17 protein-coding genes are annotated in these 17255 nt (G+C 72.4%); 9 read left to right on the top strand and 8 right to left on the bottom strand.

Annotated elements, in window-relative coordinates:
* Positions 1-2 precede the first annotated feature (2 nt).
* The 4 genes from PX701_RS08290 to PX701_RS08275 are packed head-to-tail and all read right to left on the bottom strand — an operon-like array spanning position 3 to position 4310.
* Positions 3-1136 (bottom strand): bifunctional 2-methylcitrate synthase/citrate synthase, encoded by a 1134-nt coding sequence (locus PX701_RS08290; protein WP_231429060.1) that lies wholly within the window; start codon positions 1134-1136, stop codon positions 3-5.
* Between the two features lie 32 nt (positions 1137-1168).
* The gene (prpB, locus tag PX701_RS08285; RefSeq protein WP_275506019.1) at positions 1169-2068 is read right to left on the bottom strand and encodes a methylisocitrate lyase; all 900 of its coding nucleotides are present in this window, start codon (positions 2066-2068) and stop codon (positions 1169-1171) included.
* The gene (locus PX701_RS08280; protein ID WP_231432203.1) at positions 2068-3603 is read right to left on the bottom strand and encodes an MmgE/PrpD family protein; all 1536 of its coding nucleotides are present in this window, start codon (positions 3601-3603) and stop codon (positions 2068-2070) included. Before PX701_RS08280 ends, prpB begins: the two co-directional genes overlap by 1 nt.
* Before the next feature lie 35 nt (positions 3604-3638).
* Positions 3639-4310 (bottom strand): GntR family transcriptional regulator, encoded by a 672-nt coding sequence (locus PX701_RS08275; RefSeq protein WP_231429062.1) that lies wholly within the window; start codon positions 4308-4310, stop codon positions 3639-3641.
* A 126-nt stretch (positions 4311-4436) separates the two neighbouring features.
* Here PX701_RS08275 and PX701_RS08270 point away from each other — a divergent pair, with 126 nt between their 5' ends.
* Positions 4437-5750 (top strand): aminotransferase class V-fold PLP-dependent enzyme, encoded by a 1314-nt coding sequence (locus tag PX701_RS08270; protein ID WP_231429063.1) that lies wholly within the window; start codon positions 4437-4439, stop codon positions 5748-5750.
* On the top strand, positions 5747-6238 hold the full coding sequence (sufU, locus tag PX701_RS08265) for a Fe-S cluster assembly sulfur transfer protein SufU (protein ID WP_231429064.1): 492 nt from the start codon (positions 5747-5749) through the stop codon (positions 6236-6238). Before PX701_RS08270 ends, sufU begins: the two co-directional genes overlap by 4 nt.
* A gap of 13 nt (positions 6239-6251) precedes the next feature.
* On the opposite strand, the gene PX701_RS08260 is transcribed toward sufU, so the two are convergent.
* Positions 6252-7313 (bottom strand): enoyl-CoA hydratase/isomerase family protein, encoded by a 1062-nt coding sequence (locus PX701_RS08260; RefSeq protein WP_275506018.1) that lies wholly within the window; start codon positions 7311-7313, stop codon positions 6252-6254.
* Positions 7314-7502: 189 nt separating this feature from the next.
* On the opposite strand from PX701_RS08260, the gene PX701_RS08255 reads away from it, so the two are divergent.
* Positions 7503-8141 carry a LysE family translocator gene (locus PX701_RS08255; RefSeq protein ID WP_275506017.1) on the top strand — a complete coding sequence of 213 codons (639 nt, stop codon included), beginning with the start codon at positions 7503-7505 and terminating at the stop codon, positions 8139-8141.
* Positions 8142-8147: 6 nt separating this feature from the next.
* On the opposite strand, the gene PX701_RS08250 is transcribed toward PX701_RS08255, so the two are convergent.
* Positions 8148-8705 carry a YbhB/YbcL family Raf kinase inhibitor-like protein gene (locus PX701_RS08250; protein ID WP_231429067.1) on the bottom strand — a complete coding sequence of 186 codons (558 nt, stop codon included), beginning with the start codon at positions 8703-8705 and terminating at the stop codon, positions 8148-8150.
* A gap of 68 nt (positions 8706-8773) precedes the next feature.
* Here PX701_RS08250 and trhO point away from each other — a divergent pair, with 68 nt between their 5' ends.
* Positions 8774-9673, top strand: coding sequence for an oxygen-dependent tRNA uridine(34) hydroxylase TrhO (gene trhO / locus PX701_RS08245; protein ID WP_231429068.1), 900 nt, complete (start codon positions 8774-8776; stop codon positions 9671-9673).
* Between the two features lie 81 nt (positions 9674-9754).
* Here the strand turns inward: trhO and PX701_RS08240 are convergent, their stop codons facing one another.
* Positions 9755-10345, bottom strand: coding sequence for a TetR family transcriptional regulator (locus tag PX701_RS08240; RefSeq protein ID WP_231429069.1), 591 nt, complete (start codon positions 10343-10345; stop codon positions 9755-9757).
* 106 nt (positions 10346-10451) lie between these two features.
* On the opposite strand from PX701_RS08240, the gene PX701_RS08235 reads away from it, so the two are divergent.
* On the top strand, positions 10452-11702 hold the full coding sequence (locus tag PX701_RS08235; protein ID WP_275506015.1) for an FAD-dependent monooxygenase: 1251 nt from the start codon (positions 10452-10454) through the stop codon (positions 11700-11702).
* A gap of 51 nt (positions 11703-11753) precedes the next feature.
* On the opposite strand, the gene PX701_RS08230 is transcribed toward PX701_RS08235, so the two are convergent.
* Positions 11754-13202, bottom strand: a complete 1449-nt coding sequence (locus PX701_RS08230) for an LssY C-terminal domain-containing protein (protein ID WP_275506014.1) — start codon at positions 13200-13202, stop codon at positions 11754-11756.
* A gap of 64 nt (positions 13203-13266) precedes the next feature.
* Here PX701_RS08230 and PX701_RS08225 point away from each other — a divergent pair, with 64 nt between their 5' ends.
* From PX701_RS08225 to PX701_RS08210, 4 genes are all read left to right on the top strand, one after another.
* Positions 13267-14037, top strand: a complete 771-nt coding sequence (locus tag PX701_RS08225; RefSeq protein WP_275506013.1) for an isocitrate lyase/PEP mutase family protein — start codon at positions 13267-13269, stop codon at positions 14035-14037.
* Positions 14038-14220: 183 nt separating this feature from the next.
* Positions 14221-15120, top strand: a complete 900-nt coding sequence (locus PX701_RS08220) for an ATP-binding cassette domain-containing protein (protein WP_231429073.1) — start codon at positions 14221-14223, stop codon at positions 15118-15120.
* Entirely contained in the window at positions 15117-15962 is an 846-nt protein-coding gene (locus PX701_RS08215) for an ABC transporter permease subunit (protein WP_231429074.1), read from the top strand. Before PX701_RS08220 ends, PX701_RS08215 begins: the two co-directional genes overlap by 4 nt.
* Positions 15963-17114: a winged helix DNA-binding domain-containing protein gene (locus PX701_RS08210; RefSeq protein WP_275506012.1), complete on the top strand. Its 1152-nt coding sequence runs from the start codon at positions 15963-15965 to the stop codon at positions 17112-17114. It abuts the gene before it with no gap.
* Positions 17115-17255 lie beyond the last annotated feature (141 nt).

Here is a 17255-nt window from a genome sequence, read left to right as displayed (position 1 = left end):
GGTCAGCCCTTGGCCGGGACGTGCCGCTCGTCGACCCCGTTGTACACCGAGAGCGGGCGGATGAGCGCGTTCGACGCGGCCTGCTCCATGATGTGCGCCGTCCACCCGGTGACCCGCGAGGCGACGAACAGCGGCGTGAAGGTCAGGGTGTCGAAGCCCATCATGTGGTACGTCGGGCCCGCCGGGTAGTCGAGGTTCGGCTTGATGTTCTTGCGCTCGCCCATCGCCTGCTCGAGGGCGACGTAGAGCTCGAGCAGGTCGGGGCGGTCGTAGAACTCGACCATGCGCTCCATCGCGTCGCGCATCGTCGGCACGCGCGAATCGCCGTTCTTGTAGACGCGGTGCCCGAAGCCCATGATCTTGCGCTTGGAGGCGAGCGCGTCGTCGAGCCACGCCACCGCGCGCTCCGCGCCGCCCTCGCCCGGGCCGATCTCATCGAACGCGTGCATGACCGCTTCGTTGGCGCCGCCGTGCAACGGCCCCTTGAGCGCACCGATCGCACCCGTGACGGCGGAGTACAGGTCGGCCAGCGTCGAGGTGATGACCCGCGCCGTGAACGTCGACGCGTTGAAGGAGTGCTCGGCGTACAGGATCATCGACACGTCGAAGGCGTTCGCGACCGGCAGCTCGGGCACCTCACCGAACGTCTGCCAGAGGAAGTTCGCCGAGTACCCGAGGTCGTCGCGCGGCTCGACGAACTCGAGCCCGCGCCGCCGCAGCTGGTCGTAGGCGACGATCGACGGCAGCTTCGCGAAGAGCCGGATCGCCTTGTCGAGGTTGGCCTCGGGCGAGTCGTCCGGCGTCGCGGGGTCGCTCGCGCCGATGACGCTCACCGCCGTGCGCACGACGTCCATCGGGTGCGCCGACAGCGGCAGCTCGTCGATGATCCGCTTCACCTCGTGGTCGAGGCCGCGCAGCGACCGCTCGCGGTCCTCGAACGCGGCGAGCTCGTCGTCGTTCGGCAGCTCGCCGTACCAGAGCAGGTACGCGACCTCCTCGAACGTGCACGACGCGGCGAGCTCCTGCACGGGGTACCCGCGGTAGAGCAGCGAGTTCGTCTCGGGGTTGACCTTCGAGATGGCGGTGTAGTCGACCGGCACCCCGGCCAGCCCCTTGTAGATCTCCTGCTCGGCCATGGATGCTCCCTTGCGTTGGCGTTCTGCGGTCGTCAGCGTGCGACGGTGAAGTTGAAGATCGAGGTGTCGAAGTGGTTGTACGCCTCGTAGTCGACGAGCTCGTAGAGCTCGGCCCGGTGCTGCATGTCGCCGAGCTTGGCGGTGAGCGAACCGGATGCCTCGAGCTCGTCGAGCCCGCGCATCGCACTGCCCATCGCGAGTCGCAGCAGCGACACCGGCCAGATGACGATGTTCATGCCGACATCGGCCAGCTGCTGCACCGTGAAGAGCTCGCTCTTGCCGAACTCGGTCATGTTCGCGAGCAGCGGCACGTCGACCGCGGCGCGGATCGCAGCGAACTCCTCGAGCGAGCGCATCGCCTCGGGGAAGATCGCGTCGGCACCGGCGTCGACGAGCGCCTTCGCCCGGTCGATCGCGGCCTGCAGCCCGTCGACCGCGGCGATGTCAGTGCGCGCCATGATGAGGAAGTTCTCGTCGCGGCGCGCGTCGACCGCGGCACGGATGCGGCGCAGCGCGGTCTCGTAGTCGACGACCTGCTTGCCGTCGAGGTGGCCGCAGCGCTTCGGGTTGACCTGGTCCTCGATGTGGAGGCCGGCGAGACCCGCGTCCTCCATCTCCTGCACGGTGCGGGCGACGTTCATCGGCTCGCCGAAGCCGGTGTCGGCGTCGATGATGGCCGGCAGCTCGGTCATGCGGGCGATCTGCCTGCCCCGGCCGGCGACCTCGGTGAGCGTCGTCAGCCCGATGTCGGGCAGGCCGAGGTCGGCCGACAGCACAGCGCCCGAGATGTAGACGCCCTCGAAGCCGCGTTCGCCGATGAGCTTCGCCGACAGCGGGTTGAACGCGCCGGGGAACCGCATGATCTCGCCGGTCGCGAGCCGCTCGCGGAAGAGCCGCCGCTTCTCGTGGGCCGGAATGGATGAGTACAGCATCAGAACAGCCCCTCGGGGATCTCGACGCCCGTGAGGGCGCCCGGCGCGACCGTGAAGGTGAGGCCGCCGAGCTCGTCGGGGCCGAGCTCGGGCAGGCGCTGCGCGACGTCGAGGAACCGCTCGATCTCGTCGGGCGTGAGCGCCCACTCGGCGAGCGTGCGGAACTTGTTCACGTACTGCTCGCGGGCGAACGGCCGGGCGCCGAGCGGGTGCGCGTCGGCCACGGCGATCTCGTCGACGATCTCGCCGCCGTCGGCGAGCTTGATGACGACGCGGCCGCCGAACGCCTTCTCGGCGATGTCGAGCGAGTGGTAGCGGCGGGTCCACTCGGGGTCCTCGACGGTCGACACCTTCTTCCAGAGCGCGATCGTCTCGGGGCGGTGCGCACGCTCGGGCGAGTACGAGACCTCGTGGTCCCAGGCCCCGTCTTGCAGCGCCACCGTGAAGATGTACGGGATCGAGTGGTCGAGCGTCTCGCGCGAGGCATCCGGGTCGTATTTCTGCGGGTCGTTCGCGCCCGAGCCGATGACGTAGTGCGTGTGGTGCGAGGTGTGCAGCGTGATCGACTCGATGTGCTCGGCGTCGAGGATCAGCGGGTACTCCTCGTGGAGCTTGCGGGCGAGGTCGATCCACGCCTGCGCCTGGTACTCGGCCGAGTGCTCCTTCGTGTACGAGTCGAGGATGGCGCGCTTCGACTCGCCCTCGTCGGGCAGCGGCACCTCGTACGAGCCGTCGGGCCCGTCGAGCAGCCACGCGATCACGCCGTCCTCCCCCTCGTAGATCGGCACGGGGCTCGTCTGGCCGCGCATCGCGCGGTCGACGGCCTCGATCGCCATCTTGCCGGCGAAAGCGGGCGCGTGCGCCTTCCACGTCGAGATCTCGCCCTTGCGCGACTGGCGCGTCGCGGTGGTCGTGTGCAGGGCCTGCCCGATCGCCTGGAAGATCGTCTCGCGGTCGAGGCCCAGCAGGGTGCCGATGCCGGCGGCGGCCGACGGGCCGAGGTGCGCGACGTGGTCGATCTTGTGCTGGTGGAGCGAGATCGCCTTGGCGAGGTCGACCTGGATCTCGTAGCCGGTCGCGATGCCCCGCACGAGGTCGCGCCCGCTGAGGCCGCGGCCCTGCGCGAGGTGCTGGGCGACCGCAGTGATCGGCGGGATGTTGTCGCCCGGGTGCGAGTACTCGGCCGCGAGGAAGGTGTCGTGGTAGTCGAGCTCGCGCACGGCGACGCCGTTGGCCCACGCCGCCCACTCGGGGCTCGTGCGGCGTGCCGCGTCGGCGCCGAACACGGTCGCGCCGTCGCCGCCGATCGAGACGGGGTGGGCGAGTGCCTGGCTGCGGGCCGAGACGACGGGGCGGCGTGCGATCGCGGCCGCCGCGACCGCGGCGTTGTCGATGACGCGGTTCACCACCATGTCGACGACGTCGTCGTCGAGCTCGACCGGGTCGGTCGCGACACCGGCGAGCGCCCAGGCGAGCTGGCCCTCGCGCTGCAGGTTCTCATCGCTGCGGTGCGTGCGGACGTGGTGGTTGTGCATGGGGTGGACCTTTCTGAAGTGTTCCATCGGTCAGGCTACGCGGTGCCCGTCGGGCTGACGAGCGCGGATCTCTCCTCGATCGACGCGAGCGCGTGCCGGAGGCTGAGGTGCAGGTGCACGTGGGTGGCGTGCGCCGCGAGATCGGTGTCGCCGGCGATGATCGCGTCGACGATGAGCAGGTGCTCCGATGCCGCGGCGCGGAGTCGCTCGGGGTGCTGGCGCGCGAGCCGGCGCACGCGGGCCGAGTGCAGGCGGGCGCTCTGCAGGGCGGCGGCGAGCATGGGGTTGGCGACGGCCGCCTCGATCTCGTCGTCGAGGGCGTCGACGACGTCGTAGTAGGCGCGAAGCCCGTCGTCGCCCTCGTCGAGCAGCTCGGGCGCCTCGGCGAGCCGACGCCGCAGCTCGGCGAAGCGAGCCGGGTCGCGACGGCGCGCGGCGAGGCGCGAGGCCTGGCCTTCGAGCGCCTCGCGCACCTCGTAGAGCGAGACGATGCTCGCGGCGTCGAGCGCAGAGACCTGCAGCACGCGCGCCGAGGCGGCCGTCGCGAGCCCGTCGGCCTCGAGTCGCGCGAGCGCCTCGCGCACCGGGGTGCGGGAGACGCCGAGCCGGTTCGCCTGCTCGACCTCGGCGAGCGCGGTTCCGGGCGCGAGCACGCCGTCGAGGATCTCCTCGCGGAGCGCCCGGTAGGCGCGTTCACTCGCTCGCATGGTTACCCTCCCCCATTCATGTATACGCTCACGCCCGCTTCGGCGCAAATTCCGAGCAAATCTGGCAATTGTGTATACATCGAGTTCCCAGCCGACACGGCTCTCATGCGTGGGACGATTGAAGGGATGAGCACCACCGACCTCGACCGCATCGGCGCACGTGCGGTCTCAGACCTCCGCGGCGACTTCCCCGCATTCGCCGACCGCTCGGCCCCGGCGTACCTCGATTCCGCCGCGACCGCACAACGCCCGCGGCAGGTGCTCGACGCCGAACGCGACTACCTCGAACGGCACCTCGCGCCCGTGCACCGCGGTGCGAGCGCGGCCGTGGGCCGCTCGACGACGCTCTTCGAAGACGCCCGTGCGACGGTCGCGCGCTTCGTCGGCGCCGGCGACCGCGAGGTCGTCTGGACCGAGAACGCCACCGACGCGCTCAACATCGTCGCGCTCGGCCTGGCCGACGCCTCGGCCGGACTCGCCGGCCCCGAGGCATCCCGATTCGTGCTCGAAGCCGGCGACGAGATCGTCGTGACCGAGGCCGAGCACCACGCGAACCTCATCCCGTGGCAACGACTCGCGGCCCGCACGGGCGCGCGCCTGCGCGGCGTGCGGGTCGACGAGCACGGGTTGTGGTCGCTCGACGGGCTCGCGGCCGAGCTCTCGGAGCGCACCCGGGTCGTGGCGTTCGCCGAGGTGTCGAACGTCACGGGTTTCATCGCGCCCGTCGCCGACGTCGTCGCGCTCGTGCGCGAGCGGGCGCCGCGGGCGCTCGTCGTGCTCGATGCGTGCCAGTCCGTTCCGCACCGCCCGACCGACTTCGCGGCGCTCGGCGTCGACTTCGCCGCGTTCTCGGGACACAAGATGCTCGGTCCGAACGGCATCGGCGTGCTCTACGGACGCGCCGAGCTGCTCGACGCGCTGCCGCCCGCTCGCACCGGCGGATCGACGATCACCCGGGTGACGCTCGACCATGCCGAGTTCCTGCCGGCACCGCACCGCTTCGAGGCGGGCACCCAGCCCGTGTCGCAGGCCGTCGCCCTCGCCGAGGCGGTGCGCTACCTCGAGGCGATCGGCATGGAGGCGGTCGCCGCCCACGAGCAGGCGCTCGCGGCGCGCGTCGTCGACCGGCTCGCGTCGCTGCCCGGCGTGCGGGTCGTCGGCCCGCAGGCCGGTGCCCCGCGTGCGGGCCTCGTCGCGGTCGGCGTCGAGGGGGTGCACGCGCACGACGTGGGGCAGTTCCTCGACGAGGCCGGCGTCGTCGTGCGGGTCGGCCACCACTGCGCGCAGCCGCTGCACCGTGCGCTCGGCGTCACCGCCACGACGCGTGCGAGCGCGCACGTCTACACGACGGCCGACGAGATGGACCGCTTCGTCGACGCACTCGGTGAGGTGCGACGGTTCTTCGGCGTCGCCGACCAGGCCGCGGCGGTGATCGCGTGAGCGGGCTCGAGGGGCTGTACCAGCAGATCATCCTCGACCAGTCGAAGCGGCGCAACGGCGACCGACTGCTCGAGGACCCCGACGCCGAGCACCACGAGTACAACCCGACCTGCGGCGACGAGATCACCGTGCGCGTGAAGCTCTCGTCCGCCGATGCCGCCGACTCGACCGACGACCGCGGCGGCCCCGGCACCGCCCGCATCGCCGAGCTCGCCTGGCAGGGCGACGGATGCTCGATCTCGATGGCCTCGGCGTCGACGCTCACCGAACTCGTCGCCGGGCGCACGGTCGACGAGGCGCGCGAGCTCATCGAGGCGTTCCGCGCGATGCTGCGGTCGCAGGGAGCGGGCGAACCCGATGAAGAGGTGCTCGGCGACGCGATCGCGTTCCACGGCGTCTCGAAGTACGTGATGCGCGTCAAGTGCGCGATGCTCGCGTGGGTCGCGCTCGAGGCGTGCCTCGCGCAGGCGACCCGACCCGCTCGCTGAGGAGCGGTGCCCCTCAACCGGCGGGAGTGTCGAAGACGCGGCCGGCGCTCGGGTCGTCGAGCACGCGCGCGCCGAGGTCGCGCGGCAGGTCGCGCAGCTCGGGCGGGTTCCACTTCGGGTCGCGGTCCTTGTCGATCACCTGCGCCCGGATGCCCTCGTGCAGGTCGTGCTGGCCGAGGAACCAGTTGACCGCGCGGAACTCCTGCTCGAGCGCCGCCTCGAGGTTCGGCAGGGTGCGCGCCCGGCGCACCGATTCGAGCGTCACGGCCATCGCCGTCGGCGAGAGCGTCTCGAGCTCGTCGGCCGCGGTCGCGGCATCGGGGTGCCCGTGCGCGCGCAGTCGGGCGATGATCTCCCCCACCGAGGGCGCGACGTAGCAGTCGTCGATCCAGTCACGGGCGAGGGCGAGCGTGGATGCCTCGGCCGGCGTCTCGTCGAAGAGCATGACGATCTCGGCGGGGCTGCCGGGGTCGGCGCGCTCGGCGAGCGCCTGCAGCAGGTGCGGCAGATCGCGTGAAGGGACGTAGGCGTCGGCGAAGCCGGCGTAGAGGGCATCGGCCGCGGTCATCGTGCGCGAGTTGAGGGCGAGGTGCACGCCGAGCTCGCCCGGCGCCTTCGCGAGCAACCAGGTGCCGCCCACGTCGGGAGTGAAGCCGATGCGGGTCTCGGGCATCGCGAGCTTCGACCGCTCGGTGACGACGCGGATCGAGGCGTGGCCCGAGAGGCCGATGCCGCCGCCCATCGTGATGCCGTCCATGATCGACACGACGGGTTTCGGGTAGCGCGCGATCGCGGCGTCGAGCCGGTACTCGGTGCGGAAGAAGTCGCGCGCCTCGCCGTGCCCGCCGTTGGTCGCGTAGCCGTAGAGCTCGCGGATGTCGCCGCCCGCGCAGAACCCGCGGTCGCCCGCGCCGTCGAGCACGACGACGCCGACCTCGCTGTCGTCGCGCCAGGTGTCGAACACGGCGGTGAGTTCACGCACCATCTCGTAGGAGAGGGCGTTGATGGCCTGCGGTCGGTCGAGCGTGACGTGGCCGACGCCGTCGGCGACCGTCGCGGAGATGTGGGCGCTCACGTGTGCCACCGTATCGCTCCGAGTCGTCCTGCACGGGTTCGAGTGCCCGCCCGGCCCCACCCGCGCCGCATGCAGAGCACCGGCACCGGGCCGGGCGGAAGGGGCACCGCGGATCCGTCCGCATGGCGAGCGACCGCCCGGAGAGGTGCGAGGGCGGGTTGAGGGAGCGATCAGGCGTACGATTCCGGAATGGTCCCCGCATCGAACCTCTGGGCGTTCATCGTCGCGTCGGTCGTGCTCATCGTCATCCCGGGGCCGAGCGTGCTGTTCGTCATCGGGCGGTCGCTCGCACTCGGCCGCGTGGGCGGGCTGCTCAGCGTCGTCGGCAACGCGATCGGCATGCTCCCGCTCATCGCCGCCGTCGCGCTCGGCGTCGGGGTGATCGTCGCGCAGTCGGTCGTCGTCTTCACGGCGATCAAGATCGCGGGCGCGCTCTACCTCGCATATCTCGGCATCCAGGCGATCCGGCACCGGGCCGACGCGTCGGCCGCGGTGACCGGAACCGTCGTGCGCCGCTCACCCGTGCGGCTGCTCTCCGAGGGATTCTTCGTCGGCGTCTCGAACCCGAAGACCATCGCGTTCTTCGTCGCGGTGCTGCCGCAGTTCGTCGACTTCGACGCCGGCTCGATCCCGCTGCAGCTCGCCGAGCTCGGCCTCGTGTTCGTCGTGCTCGCCCTCGCGTGCGACTCCGTGTGGGCGCTCGCGGCCGGGTCGGCTCGCGACTGGTTCGCGAAGTCGCCGAAGCGCGCCGAGCACCTCGCGGCGACCGGCGGCGTGATGATGATCGGCCTCGGCGGCGTGCTCGCCTTCAGCGGCTCGAAGCACTGACGCGGGCTACGCGTCGGCGGGGTTCACGTCGGTGCCGACGAGGATGCCCCGGGCCACGCCGTTGAAGAAGCACTGGGCACTCAGCACCGTCGGCGTCGTCGTCGCGGGGTCGACGTCGAGTCGCTCGACCCCCAGCGCATGCACGACGAAGAAGTAGCGGTGCACGCCGGTACCGGCGGGCGGCCCGGAGCCGCGGTACCGGGGCTCGCGGTACTCGTTGTCGAGCACGACCACGCCCTCGGGCAGCAGGCCTCGCGACAGCGCATCGGGCGCGCCGGCGCCGGCCTCGAGCGATGTCGTCGTCACCGGGATGTTCGCCACGGCCCAGTGCCACCAACCCGCCCCGCTCGGCGCATCGGCGTCGAAGCACGTCACCGCGAAGCTCTTCGTCTCCGCCGGGAATCCCGTCCAGCCGAGCTGCGGCGACACGTCGGACCCGCCGCGACCGGCACTCCGCTGCGGCGCGGCGAGCGGCTGCCCCGGCTCGAGGTCCGCGCTCGTCACCGTGAACGAGTCGAGGGGCCTCAGGGCCTGCAACTGCGCGTAGGGATCGTAGTCGAACATCGGCGTCCTCTCCGGCCTCGGACGCGGCATCCGAGCCCGTCGTCAGCCTACGCCCGTAAGATCTGCGGGTGCCCGTCGCCAAGATCCTGCTGTACTACGCCTTCACGCCGCTCGCCGACCCCGAGGCGATCCGGCTGTGGCAGCGCGACCTCGCCGAATCGCTCGGACTCCGCGGGCGCCTGCTCATCTCGCACGACGGGCTCAACGGCACCCTCGGCGGCGAGCTGCGGGCGCTCAAGCGCTACGTGCGCAAGACCCGCGAATACGCGCCCTTCAAGCACGTCGACTTCAAGTGGAGCGAGGGCACGGGCCTCGACGACGAGGGCCGCAGCCTCGACTTCCCGAAGCTCAGCGTCAAGGTGCGCGACGAGATCGTGTCGTTCGGCGCGCCCGGCGAGCTCCGCGTCGACGAGACGGGCGTCGTGGGCGGCGGCACGAAGCTCGACCCCGACGCGCTGCACGACCTCGTCGGCGAGCGCGGCGACGACGTCGTCTTCTTCGACGGCCGCAACGCGCTCGAGGCCGAGATCGGGAGGTTCCGCGGAGCGATCGTGCCGCCGACCGAGACGACGCGCGACTTCGTCGGCCTGCTCGACTCGGGAGCGTACGACCACCTCAAGGACCGCCCGGTCGTCACGTACTGCACGGGCGGGATCCGATGCGAGGTGCTCTCGAGCCTCATGACGAGCCGCGGCTTCGGCGAGGTCTACCAGCTCGACGGCGGCATCGTGCGCTACGGCGAGCGCTACGGCGACGACGGGCTCTGGGAGGGATCGCTGTACGTCTTCGACGGGCGCGGGTCGATCGACTTCTCCGACCATGCGGCCGTCATCGGCGAGTGCGCCCGCTGCGGTGCGGCGACCAGCAGGACCGCCAATTGCACGGATGCCTCGTGCGACGCCGAGTTCGTGCTGTGCGAGCCGTGCGGCGCCGCGCCGTGCGCGGCGCACCGATCGCTCGTGGAGTAGCGGCGACGCACCTCGAAACCACGTGACCGGTCGCGAGACCGGGCCACCAGGGCGTCGATACGGGTGCGACTTCGTCGCGCGCTACTCGGCCGGCGGCGCGGTCTGCGGCTCCCCCGCGATCGCCGCGACGGCGAGCGCGAGCTCGTCGCCCGTCGGCACCAGGTCGGGGTCGACGAGCCACAGGATGCCGAGGCTCTGCGTCAGCGCGAAGTCGAGCTTCGCGATCGCGTCGACCCGGGCGTCGTCGAGCTCGGGCCGGGAGATGCGAAGATGCTCGGCGATCCCGCGGCAGGCCTCGTTCGTCGCCGCGGCGAGGTCGTGCGCGCCTTCGGGACCGCGCAGCACACGCACCGTGTTCTCGAGGCTGGCGAGCAGGGCCTCGCGGTTGTCGGCGAACACCTCGGGCATGCGGTTGAAGAGCGCCGCGAACCCCTCGAGGGCCGGGAGCGCGGTCGTCTCCTGGATGACGGCCTCCATGCGATCGCCGATACCCGATCCGAGCGACTCCGTGAGCGCCTCGGTGATGAGCTGCTCCTTCGACCCGAAGTGGTAGCCGATCGCCGCCAGGCTCACGCCGGCCGCCGCCGCGATGTCGCGCGCGGTCGCCTTCGCCACGCCGCGCTCGAGGATCACCCGGCGCGCGCCCTCCAACAGGTCCTCACGATTGCCCATGCCCCCATCGTACCGAACGATTCAGACGTTTGTATTAGACATTTGTCTAACGCAGGTGTAGAACAGACGTATCAGACAAACGTCTCAATCCTGGAGGAGCACGAACATGAGCAGCACCGCAGCACCGCACGTCCTGATCTCCGGCGCCGGCATCGCCGGCCTCGCGCTCGCACTGCAACTCGTGCGCCACGGCATCCGCGCCACCGTCGTCGAGCGCGCCGACGCGCCGCGCCCCGGCGGCCAGGCCGTCGACCTGCGCGGCGCGAGCCGCGAGGTCGCCGAGCGCATGGGGCTCATGCCGGGCATCGACGCCCGCCGGGTGCACGAGACCGGCATGTCCTACGTCGACGAACAGGGCCGGGTCTTCGGCCGCATGTCGATGGAGGACTTCGACGGCGAGGGCGCCGTCGCCGAGATCGAGATCGCCCGCGGCGACCTCGCCGATGCACTGCTCGAGGCGCTCGACGAGGCGGCGGCCACCGCTCCGGGGCTCGTCGAGGTGCGCTACGGCGACCGCATCACTGCGCTCGAACAGCACGACGACCGCGTCGACGTCGGCTTCGAGCACGCCGCGCCCGCCTCGTTCGACCTCGTCGTCGGTGCCGACGGCGTGCACTCGGCGACCCGGCGACTCGCCTTCGGCCCCGAGGAGCGCTACGCGCACCCGCTCGGCGGATACGCCGCGTTCTTCACCCTGCCGACGCCGGCCGACCTCGAGCCCGGCTGGTTCGCGTTGCGCTTCGTGCCCGGCATCGCGTTCGGTCTCCGGCCCGACCGCGACCCGGCCACCTCGAAGGCGATCCTGACGCTGCGCGGCGCGCACGACCCCGCCCTGCGCGGCGACCGCGCCGCGCAGGAGGCGTTCGTCCGCCGGGCGCTCGACGGCGCCGGGTGGCACGCCGACACCATCGTCGCGGCGATGGCCGAGGCATCCGACTTCTACTTCGACGAGCTCGTGCGCATCGACCTCGACGAGCCGGTGAACGGCCGGGTCGCGCTCCTCGGCGATGCCGCGTCGTGCGGCTCGCCGATGACGGGCATGGGCACCGCGACCGCGCTCATCGGCGCCTACCTGCTCGCCGAGCACGTCGTGGCCTCGCCCGGGGAGCTGCCGGCGGCGCTCGCCCGGTACGCGAGCGACATCGCGCCGTTCGTCGAGGCGGGCAAGCGGATCCCGGGCGGCGGCATCAAGCGCATGGTGCCGGCGAGCCGGTTCGACGCGGCGATGGCCAGGCTGATGACGCGCGTGATGCTGTCGAAGCCGTTCCTGCCGATCGTGCGGCGCATGTTCGCGGCCGGAACGCCCGACCTGGCACTGCCCGCGATCGAGCCGGGCGAACGGGTCGCGGCCGGGTGAAGGCGGCGGGACGTTCGTCCCGCCCCCGCGGCCCGTCGACGGTCGTCGCGCTCAGCCGGCGGGGCGATACCGCGGGCGGCGCGACCAGGTGCGGGCCGCCCGGCTCGACAGTGCGAGCAGCACGAGGATGTCGACGGCGAGGGTCAGCAGCGTCGTGCGGATCGTGATCTCGGCGCTGCCGACCCAGTAGTCGATCGCCGACAGCAGCGTCGACAGCACGGCGACGACCATGACGGTGACGCGGGCCCAGTTGCTGCCCCGGAAGACGAGCCAGGCGAAGACGAGCTGCGCGAGCAGCACGATCGCCCCGGCGCCCACGATGAACCACAGCACGATCTGCGCCGCGTCGGCGTCGGAGACGTCGTCGATGTGGATGTCGGCCGCCTCGCCCACGATCGTCGGCCACTGCATCGCGAGCGAGATGAGCCAGACGACGCCGAGCAGCACGCGCACCAGGATGAGCGCGGCACCGAGCGAGATCGTGATCGGCCGTCGAGCGGCCGCCGGCCGAGGCATCCGGCCGGTGTCGCGCTCGGCGAGACGGGCGAACGGCTCGAAGGCGGTGCGCTTGCCGACCTCGCCGGGCCCGCCGCCGGCGGCGAGTGCGGCCTCGAGCTCGTCGCGTCGTGCGCGCGCCGCCGCATCGGCGGCCGCGGGTTCCACGCCGATGGCATCGCCCAGCACGACGACCGGCAGGTCGCCGTCGGTGCGGATCGTGTCGCCGCCGCCGTTGCGCGAGTGGTAGCCGGTCGAGAAGTCGCTGATCACCCCGACCTCGACGGGCACGCCCGAGTCGACGAGCGTGCGCACGATGTGGTCGCGCTCGACGTCGGTGTCGGCGTCGATCTTGTGCGTGATCTGCAGGGTGAAGAGCGAGAACCCGACCGAGCGGTCGAACGTGCCGGCGGCGAGCCAGTCGACCCGGCGCCCGCCCGGCAGCAGCCAGCCGTCGGGGGTGCGCCAGAACCGCACGTGGTGGCGCTTCGCCGGGTTGCCCGCGACCTCCTGCTGGTAGGCGAAGTCCTGCATCCGGCCGAAGAGGAAGAGGGGGCTCACGGGCGCCTCGTCGTAGCTCCTGCGCGTGAGCGTCGAGGCGATGATGCGCCAGCTCGAGCGGGCGTCGACGTCGTCGGCACGGGTCCAGCCGGCGGCGGCCATCGCCTCGTGCAGCGATCGCTCGTCGCCCCGGAGCGCGAGGTTCACGGGGTCGCCCAGCAGCCCGTCGCTCGTGCGGGCCCGGCCGATGAAGTAGTCGGGCACGTAGATCGTCGTGAGGATGCGGTGCAGGCGCGGCAGCACGAGGTACGCGAGCACGAGCCAGAACACGACGAAGAACAGCGGCCCGAACCAGCCCCAGTCGAAGCTCTGCTCGAGCACGAGCCAGGCCAGCCAGATCGAGGCGAGCCCCGCGTAGACGAAGAAGAAGCCGTCGAGCACGGCACTGAGCGACACCCTGCGGGCGCGCGGCGGCCCGGATGCCTCGGCCGGACGCTCCCCCATGTCCGAATGCTACTCGCGGCGAACGCATGGCGCCCCTGTCGGACGAGGCCCGTAGGGTGAGGTCATGACCCTCGCCGAGACCGCCGCCGAACTGCGCCGACTGCACGCCGCCCCCGAGCTCCTGCAGGTGGTGAACGTGTGGGACGTCGTGAGCGCCCGCGCCGTCGCCGCCCTGCCCGAGACCCGCGCCCTCGCCACCGCCGGCCACTCGATCGCCGCGTCGTTCGGCTACGCCGACGGCGAGATCCCGGTCGAGCTCATGCTCGACATGGCCGGTCGCATCGCCCGCGCCGTCGAGGTCCCGGTGAGCGCCGACCTCGACGACGGCTACGGCGCCCCCGGCGAGACGGTCCGTCGTGCGATCGGCGAGGGCATCGTCGGCGCGAACATCGAAGACCGGCTGAAGCCGCTCACCGAGTCGGTCGCCACGGTGCAGGCGGCCGTCGCCGCGGCCGAGGCCGAGGGCGTCCCGTTCGCCCTCAACGCCCGGACCGACGCGTGGCTGCGCGGCCGCGAACGCCCGCGCGAGGTGTGGATCGCCGACGTCGTCGAGCGCGGCAGCGCCTACCTCGACGCCGGTGCGACGAGCGTGTTCGTGCCCGGCGTGTTCGGCGAGGCCGAGATCGAAGAGATCGTCGCTACCCTCGGCGAGCAGAAGCTGGCCCTCATCGGGCTGCCAGGGGTGCCGGCCCCCGCCCGCCTCGAGGCGCTCGGCGTCGCCCGCCTCTCCTACGGCCCGACGACCCAGCGGGTCGCACTCGGAGCCCTGCAGGACCTCGCGACCGACCTCTATTCGGGCGGGGTGCTGCCCGACGGCATCCGGGCGCTGAACTGAGACCGAGCGATCCTCGCGCTGATCTGCGAATCCCCCGCGAGACGGATGCCCGAGGGCCCGCACGCTCGCTAGGGTGAGCATGTCCGCGGCCTCGGCCGCGAGCATGGGTCGAGCGGGGGCGCGGCCCGGTCCCCGAGCTCGTCGAGGGGGCGACCTGCGACGCCCCTGACGTGAGGAGCGCGCATGGCCGACGGCATCCCCATCGAGATCACGGGTCTGACGAAGCGCTTCGGCGCGGTCACCGCGGTCGAGGACCTCGGGTTCACGGTGCAGCCCGGCAAGGTGACCGGCTTCCTCGGGCCCAACGGCGCGGGCAAGACCACGACCCTGCGCGTGCTGCTCGGGCTCGAGCGACCCGACGCCGGCACCGCGACGTTCGGCGGCACGCCCTACGCGGCGCTGCCGCGCCCGCTCGAGACCGTCGGCGCATCGCTCGACGCGAGCTTCCACCCCGGCCGGTCGGCCCGCAACCACCTCCTCGTGTACGCGACGGCGGCGGGCATCGACCGCTCGCGCGTGCCGGCGGTGCTCGCCCAGGTGGGCATCGCCGAGTACGCCGACCGCCGCGTCGGCGGGTACTCGCTCGGCATGCGGCAGCGCCTCGCGCTCGCGTACACGCTGCTCGGCGACCCCGGCGTCTTCGTGCTCGACGAGCCGATCAACGGGCTCGACCCCGAGGGAATCAAGTGGATCAGGGGCTTCCTGCAGGCGCTCGCCCGCGAGGGACGCACCGTACTCGTCTCGTCGCACCTGCTGAGCGAGGTGCAGCAGTCGGTCGACGACGTCGTGATCATCTCGAAGGGCCGGCTCGTGAAGCGCGGCACCCTCGCGAGCCTCGAGCTCGACGCGGCGCCCCGCACCATCGTCGACTCGCCCGACCGGGCGGCGCTCGTGGCGGCGCTCGACGCGGCCGGGCTCGAGTACACCGAAGGGCGCGGCGGGCTCATCGTCGCCGAGCCCGATCCGGCGCGCGTCGGGCACGCGGCCTTCGTCGGCGGCGTCGAGCTCAGCGCGCTGCACCGGCTGAAATCCGGGCTCGAGGAGTCGTTCCTGTCGCTCGTGGGCGGGGGTGACGAGTCGTGAACGGCTGGAACGCGATCGGCGCCGAGTTCCGCAAGGTGTTCACCACGCGGATGTGGTGGCTGCTCGCGATCATCCTCTTCGCCTACGTCGGGGTCACGGCCGGCGGACTCGGCGCCTTCCTCGGCTGGGCGACCGCGAACCCCGAGGCGGCCGCCGAGGCGAGCGGCGGACCGGGCGGCGGCGCGGTCGTTCCGCCCGGCACCGAACTGGCACCGCTCATCTACAGCTTCGCCTCGTCGATAGGGTACGTGTTCCCGGTGCTCCTCGGCGCGCTCGCGGTCACGAGCGAGTACCGGCACAAGACGCTCACGCCGACGTTCCTCGCAGCGCCGCACCGTCAGGTCGTGCTGTGGTCGAAGTTCGCGACGCAGATCGTCATCGGCGCCGGCCTCGGCGTGGTCGCGTTCGCCGCCTCGGTCGGCGCCGGAGCCGCGGCGCTCGCGGGCTTCGGCCTCGACACCGGCCTCGACTCGTCGGACACCTGGGCCCTCATCGGCCGCGGCGTGCTCGCCCTCGCACTCTGGGGCGGCATCGGCGTCGGCCTGGGCGTGCTCGTCGTCAACCAGGTGGCGGCCATCGTGATCGTCATCGTGTTCGCGCAGTTCATCGAGCCGATCCTGCGCATCGTGGCCTCGCTGAGCGAGGTCACGGCCGCGATCGGCAAGTTCCTGCCGGGCGCGGCGAGCGACGCCCTCGTCGGGGCGTCGTTCTACACGATGGCGACGCCGGGCGGCACCGCCCAGTCGCTCGAGTGGTGGCAGGGCGGGCTCGTGCTGCTCGGCATCGCCGTCGTCGCGACCGTGATCGGCGGCGCGACGACCTGGCGGAGGGACGTGACGTAGGTGCTCGCCGCCGAGCTGCGCTCGCGGCGCCTGTTCGCGCAGGGCCTGCGCGGGCCGGATGCCTCGAGGCCGGCGCCCACGACGGCCCCCGAGGTCGTGCGGCGTGCGCTCGCGGTGCAGGCGCAGGAGTACCTGCCCGCGCAATGGGGTCTCGCGCAGCGCATCGCGCCCGACGGTCGACCCGACGCCGCCGCGGTCGCCGCCGCGATCGATCGCGGCGAGATCCTGCGTACCCACGTGCTGCGCCCGACCTGGCACTTCGTGGCGCCCGACGATGCACGATGGCTGCTCGAGCTGTCGGCGCCCCGGGTGCGCCGGCAGATGGCCGGCACGATCCGCAAGGCCGGATGGGACGGCGAGGCCGGCACACGGGCGGTCGACGTGGTGGCGCGCTCGGTCGCGGGCGGCCACCGCACGCGCGGCGAGATCGCCCAGGAGCTCGAACGGGCCGGCCTGCCGACGGCGGGGCTGCTCTTCGTGCTGCTCATCGCCGAGCTCGAGCTCGTCGCGATCTCCGGTGCGAGCGCCGGGCGGCAGCGCACGTACGCGGCGTTCGACGAGCGGGTGCCCGCCGCGGCGCCCCGCCCACGGGAGGAGGCCCTCGCCGAACTCGTGGACCGCGCGCTCTCGACCCGGGGCCCCGCGACGGTGCGCGACCTCGCCGCCTGGTCGGGCTCGACGCTCGGCGACGTGCGGACGGCACTCGCCGCGGCATCCGAACGCAGCCCGGGCCGGATCGAGCGGCTCGACGACGACGAGGAGGAGCTCTGGCACGACGCCGAGGTCGCGGCCGCCTGGTCGGCACGGCCCGCGGCGCGGGCCGCGCACGACGACGACGGGGAGCGGGTCGACCTGCTCCAGGGCTACGACGAGTACATCATGGGCTACGCGATGCCCCGCGCGTACCTGCAGCCGCCCGGCGTCGAGGCGCCGATCATCCCCGAGTTCCCGCTGCACGCGATGCTCGCCGGCGGCGTCATGGTCGGCCGATGGGCGCCGGTCGTGCAGGGCGGGCGGGCGACGCTGCGCGTGCTGCCGTGGCGGGTGTTCTCGCGCGGCGAGCGGCGCTCGCTCGACGCGGGCCTGGCCGAGGTCGGCGCGTTCCTCGGAATGTCGACCGACGTCGCCTTCGAGCCGATGGACGGGGAGTGAGCGTATCGAGACGGTCGCATCTGGGAAGACGAGCACGGCATGCGGCCCGCGGGCAGGGCCCCGACTCGGTCGATGACGTGTTCGCCGAGGAGCGCACGATCGTGCAGATGAACTCGACGCCCTCGCCGACATCGCCCGGCG

The sequence above is a fragment of the Agromyces chromiiresistens genome (assembly GCF_029167465.1).
Classification (GTDB): Bacteria; Actinomycetota; Actinomycetes; order Actinomycetales; family Microbacteriaceae; genus Agromyces; species Agromyces chromiiresistens.
Note: the sequence above shows the minus strand (reverse complement) of the source record. Positions and strands in the feature narration are given on the sequence as shown.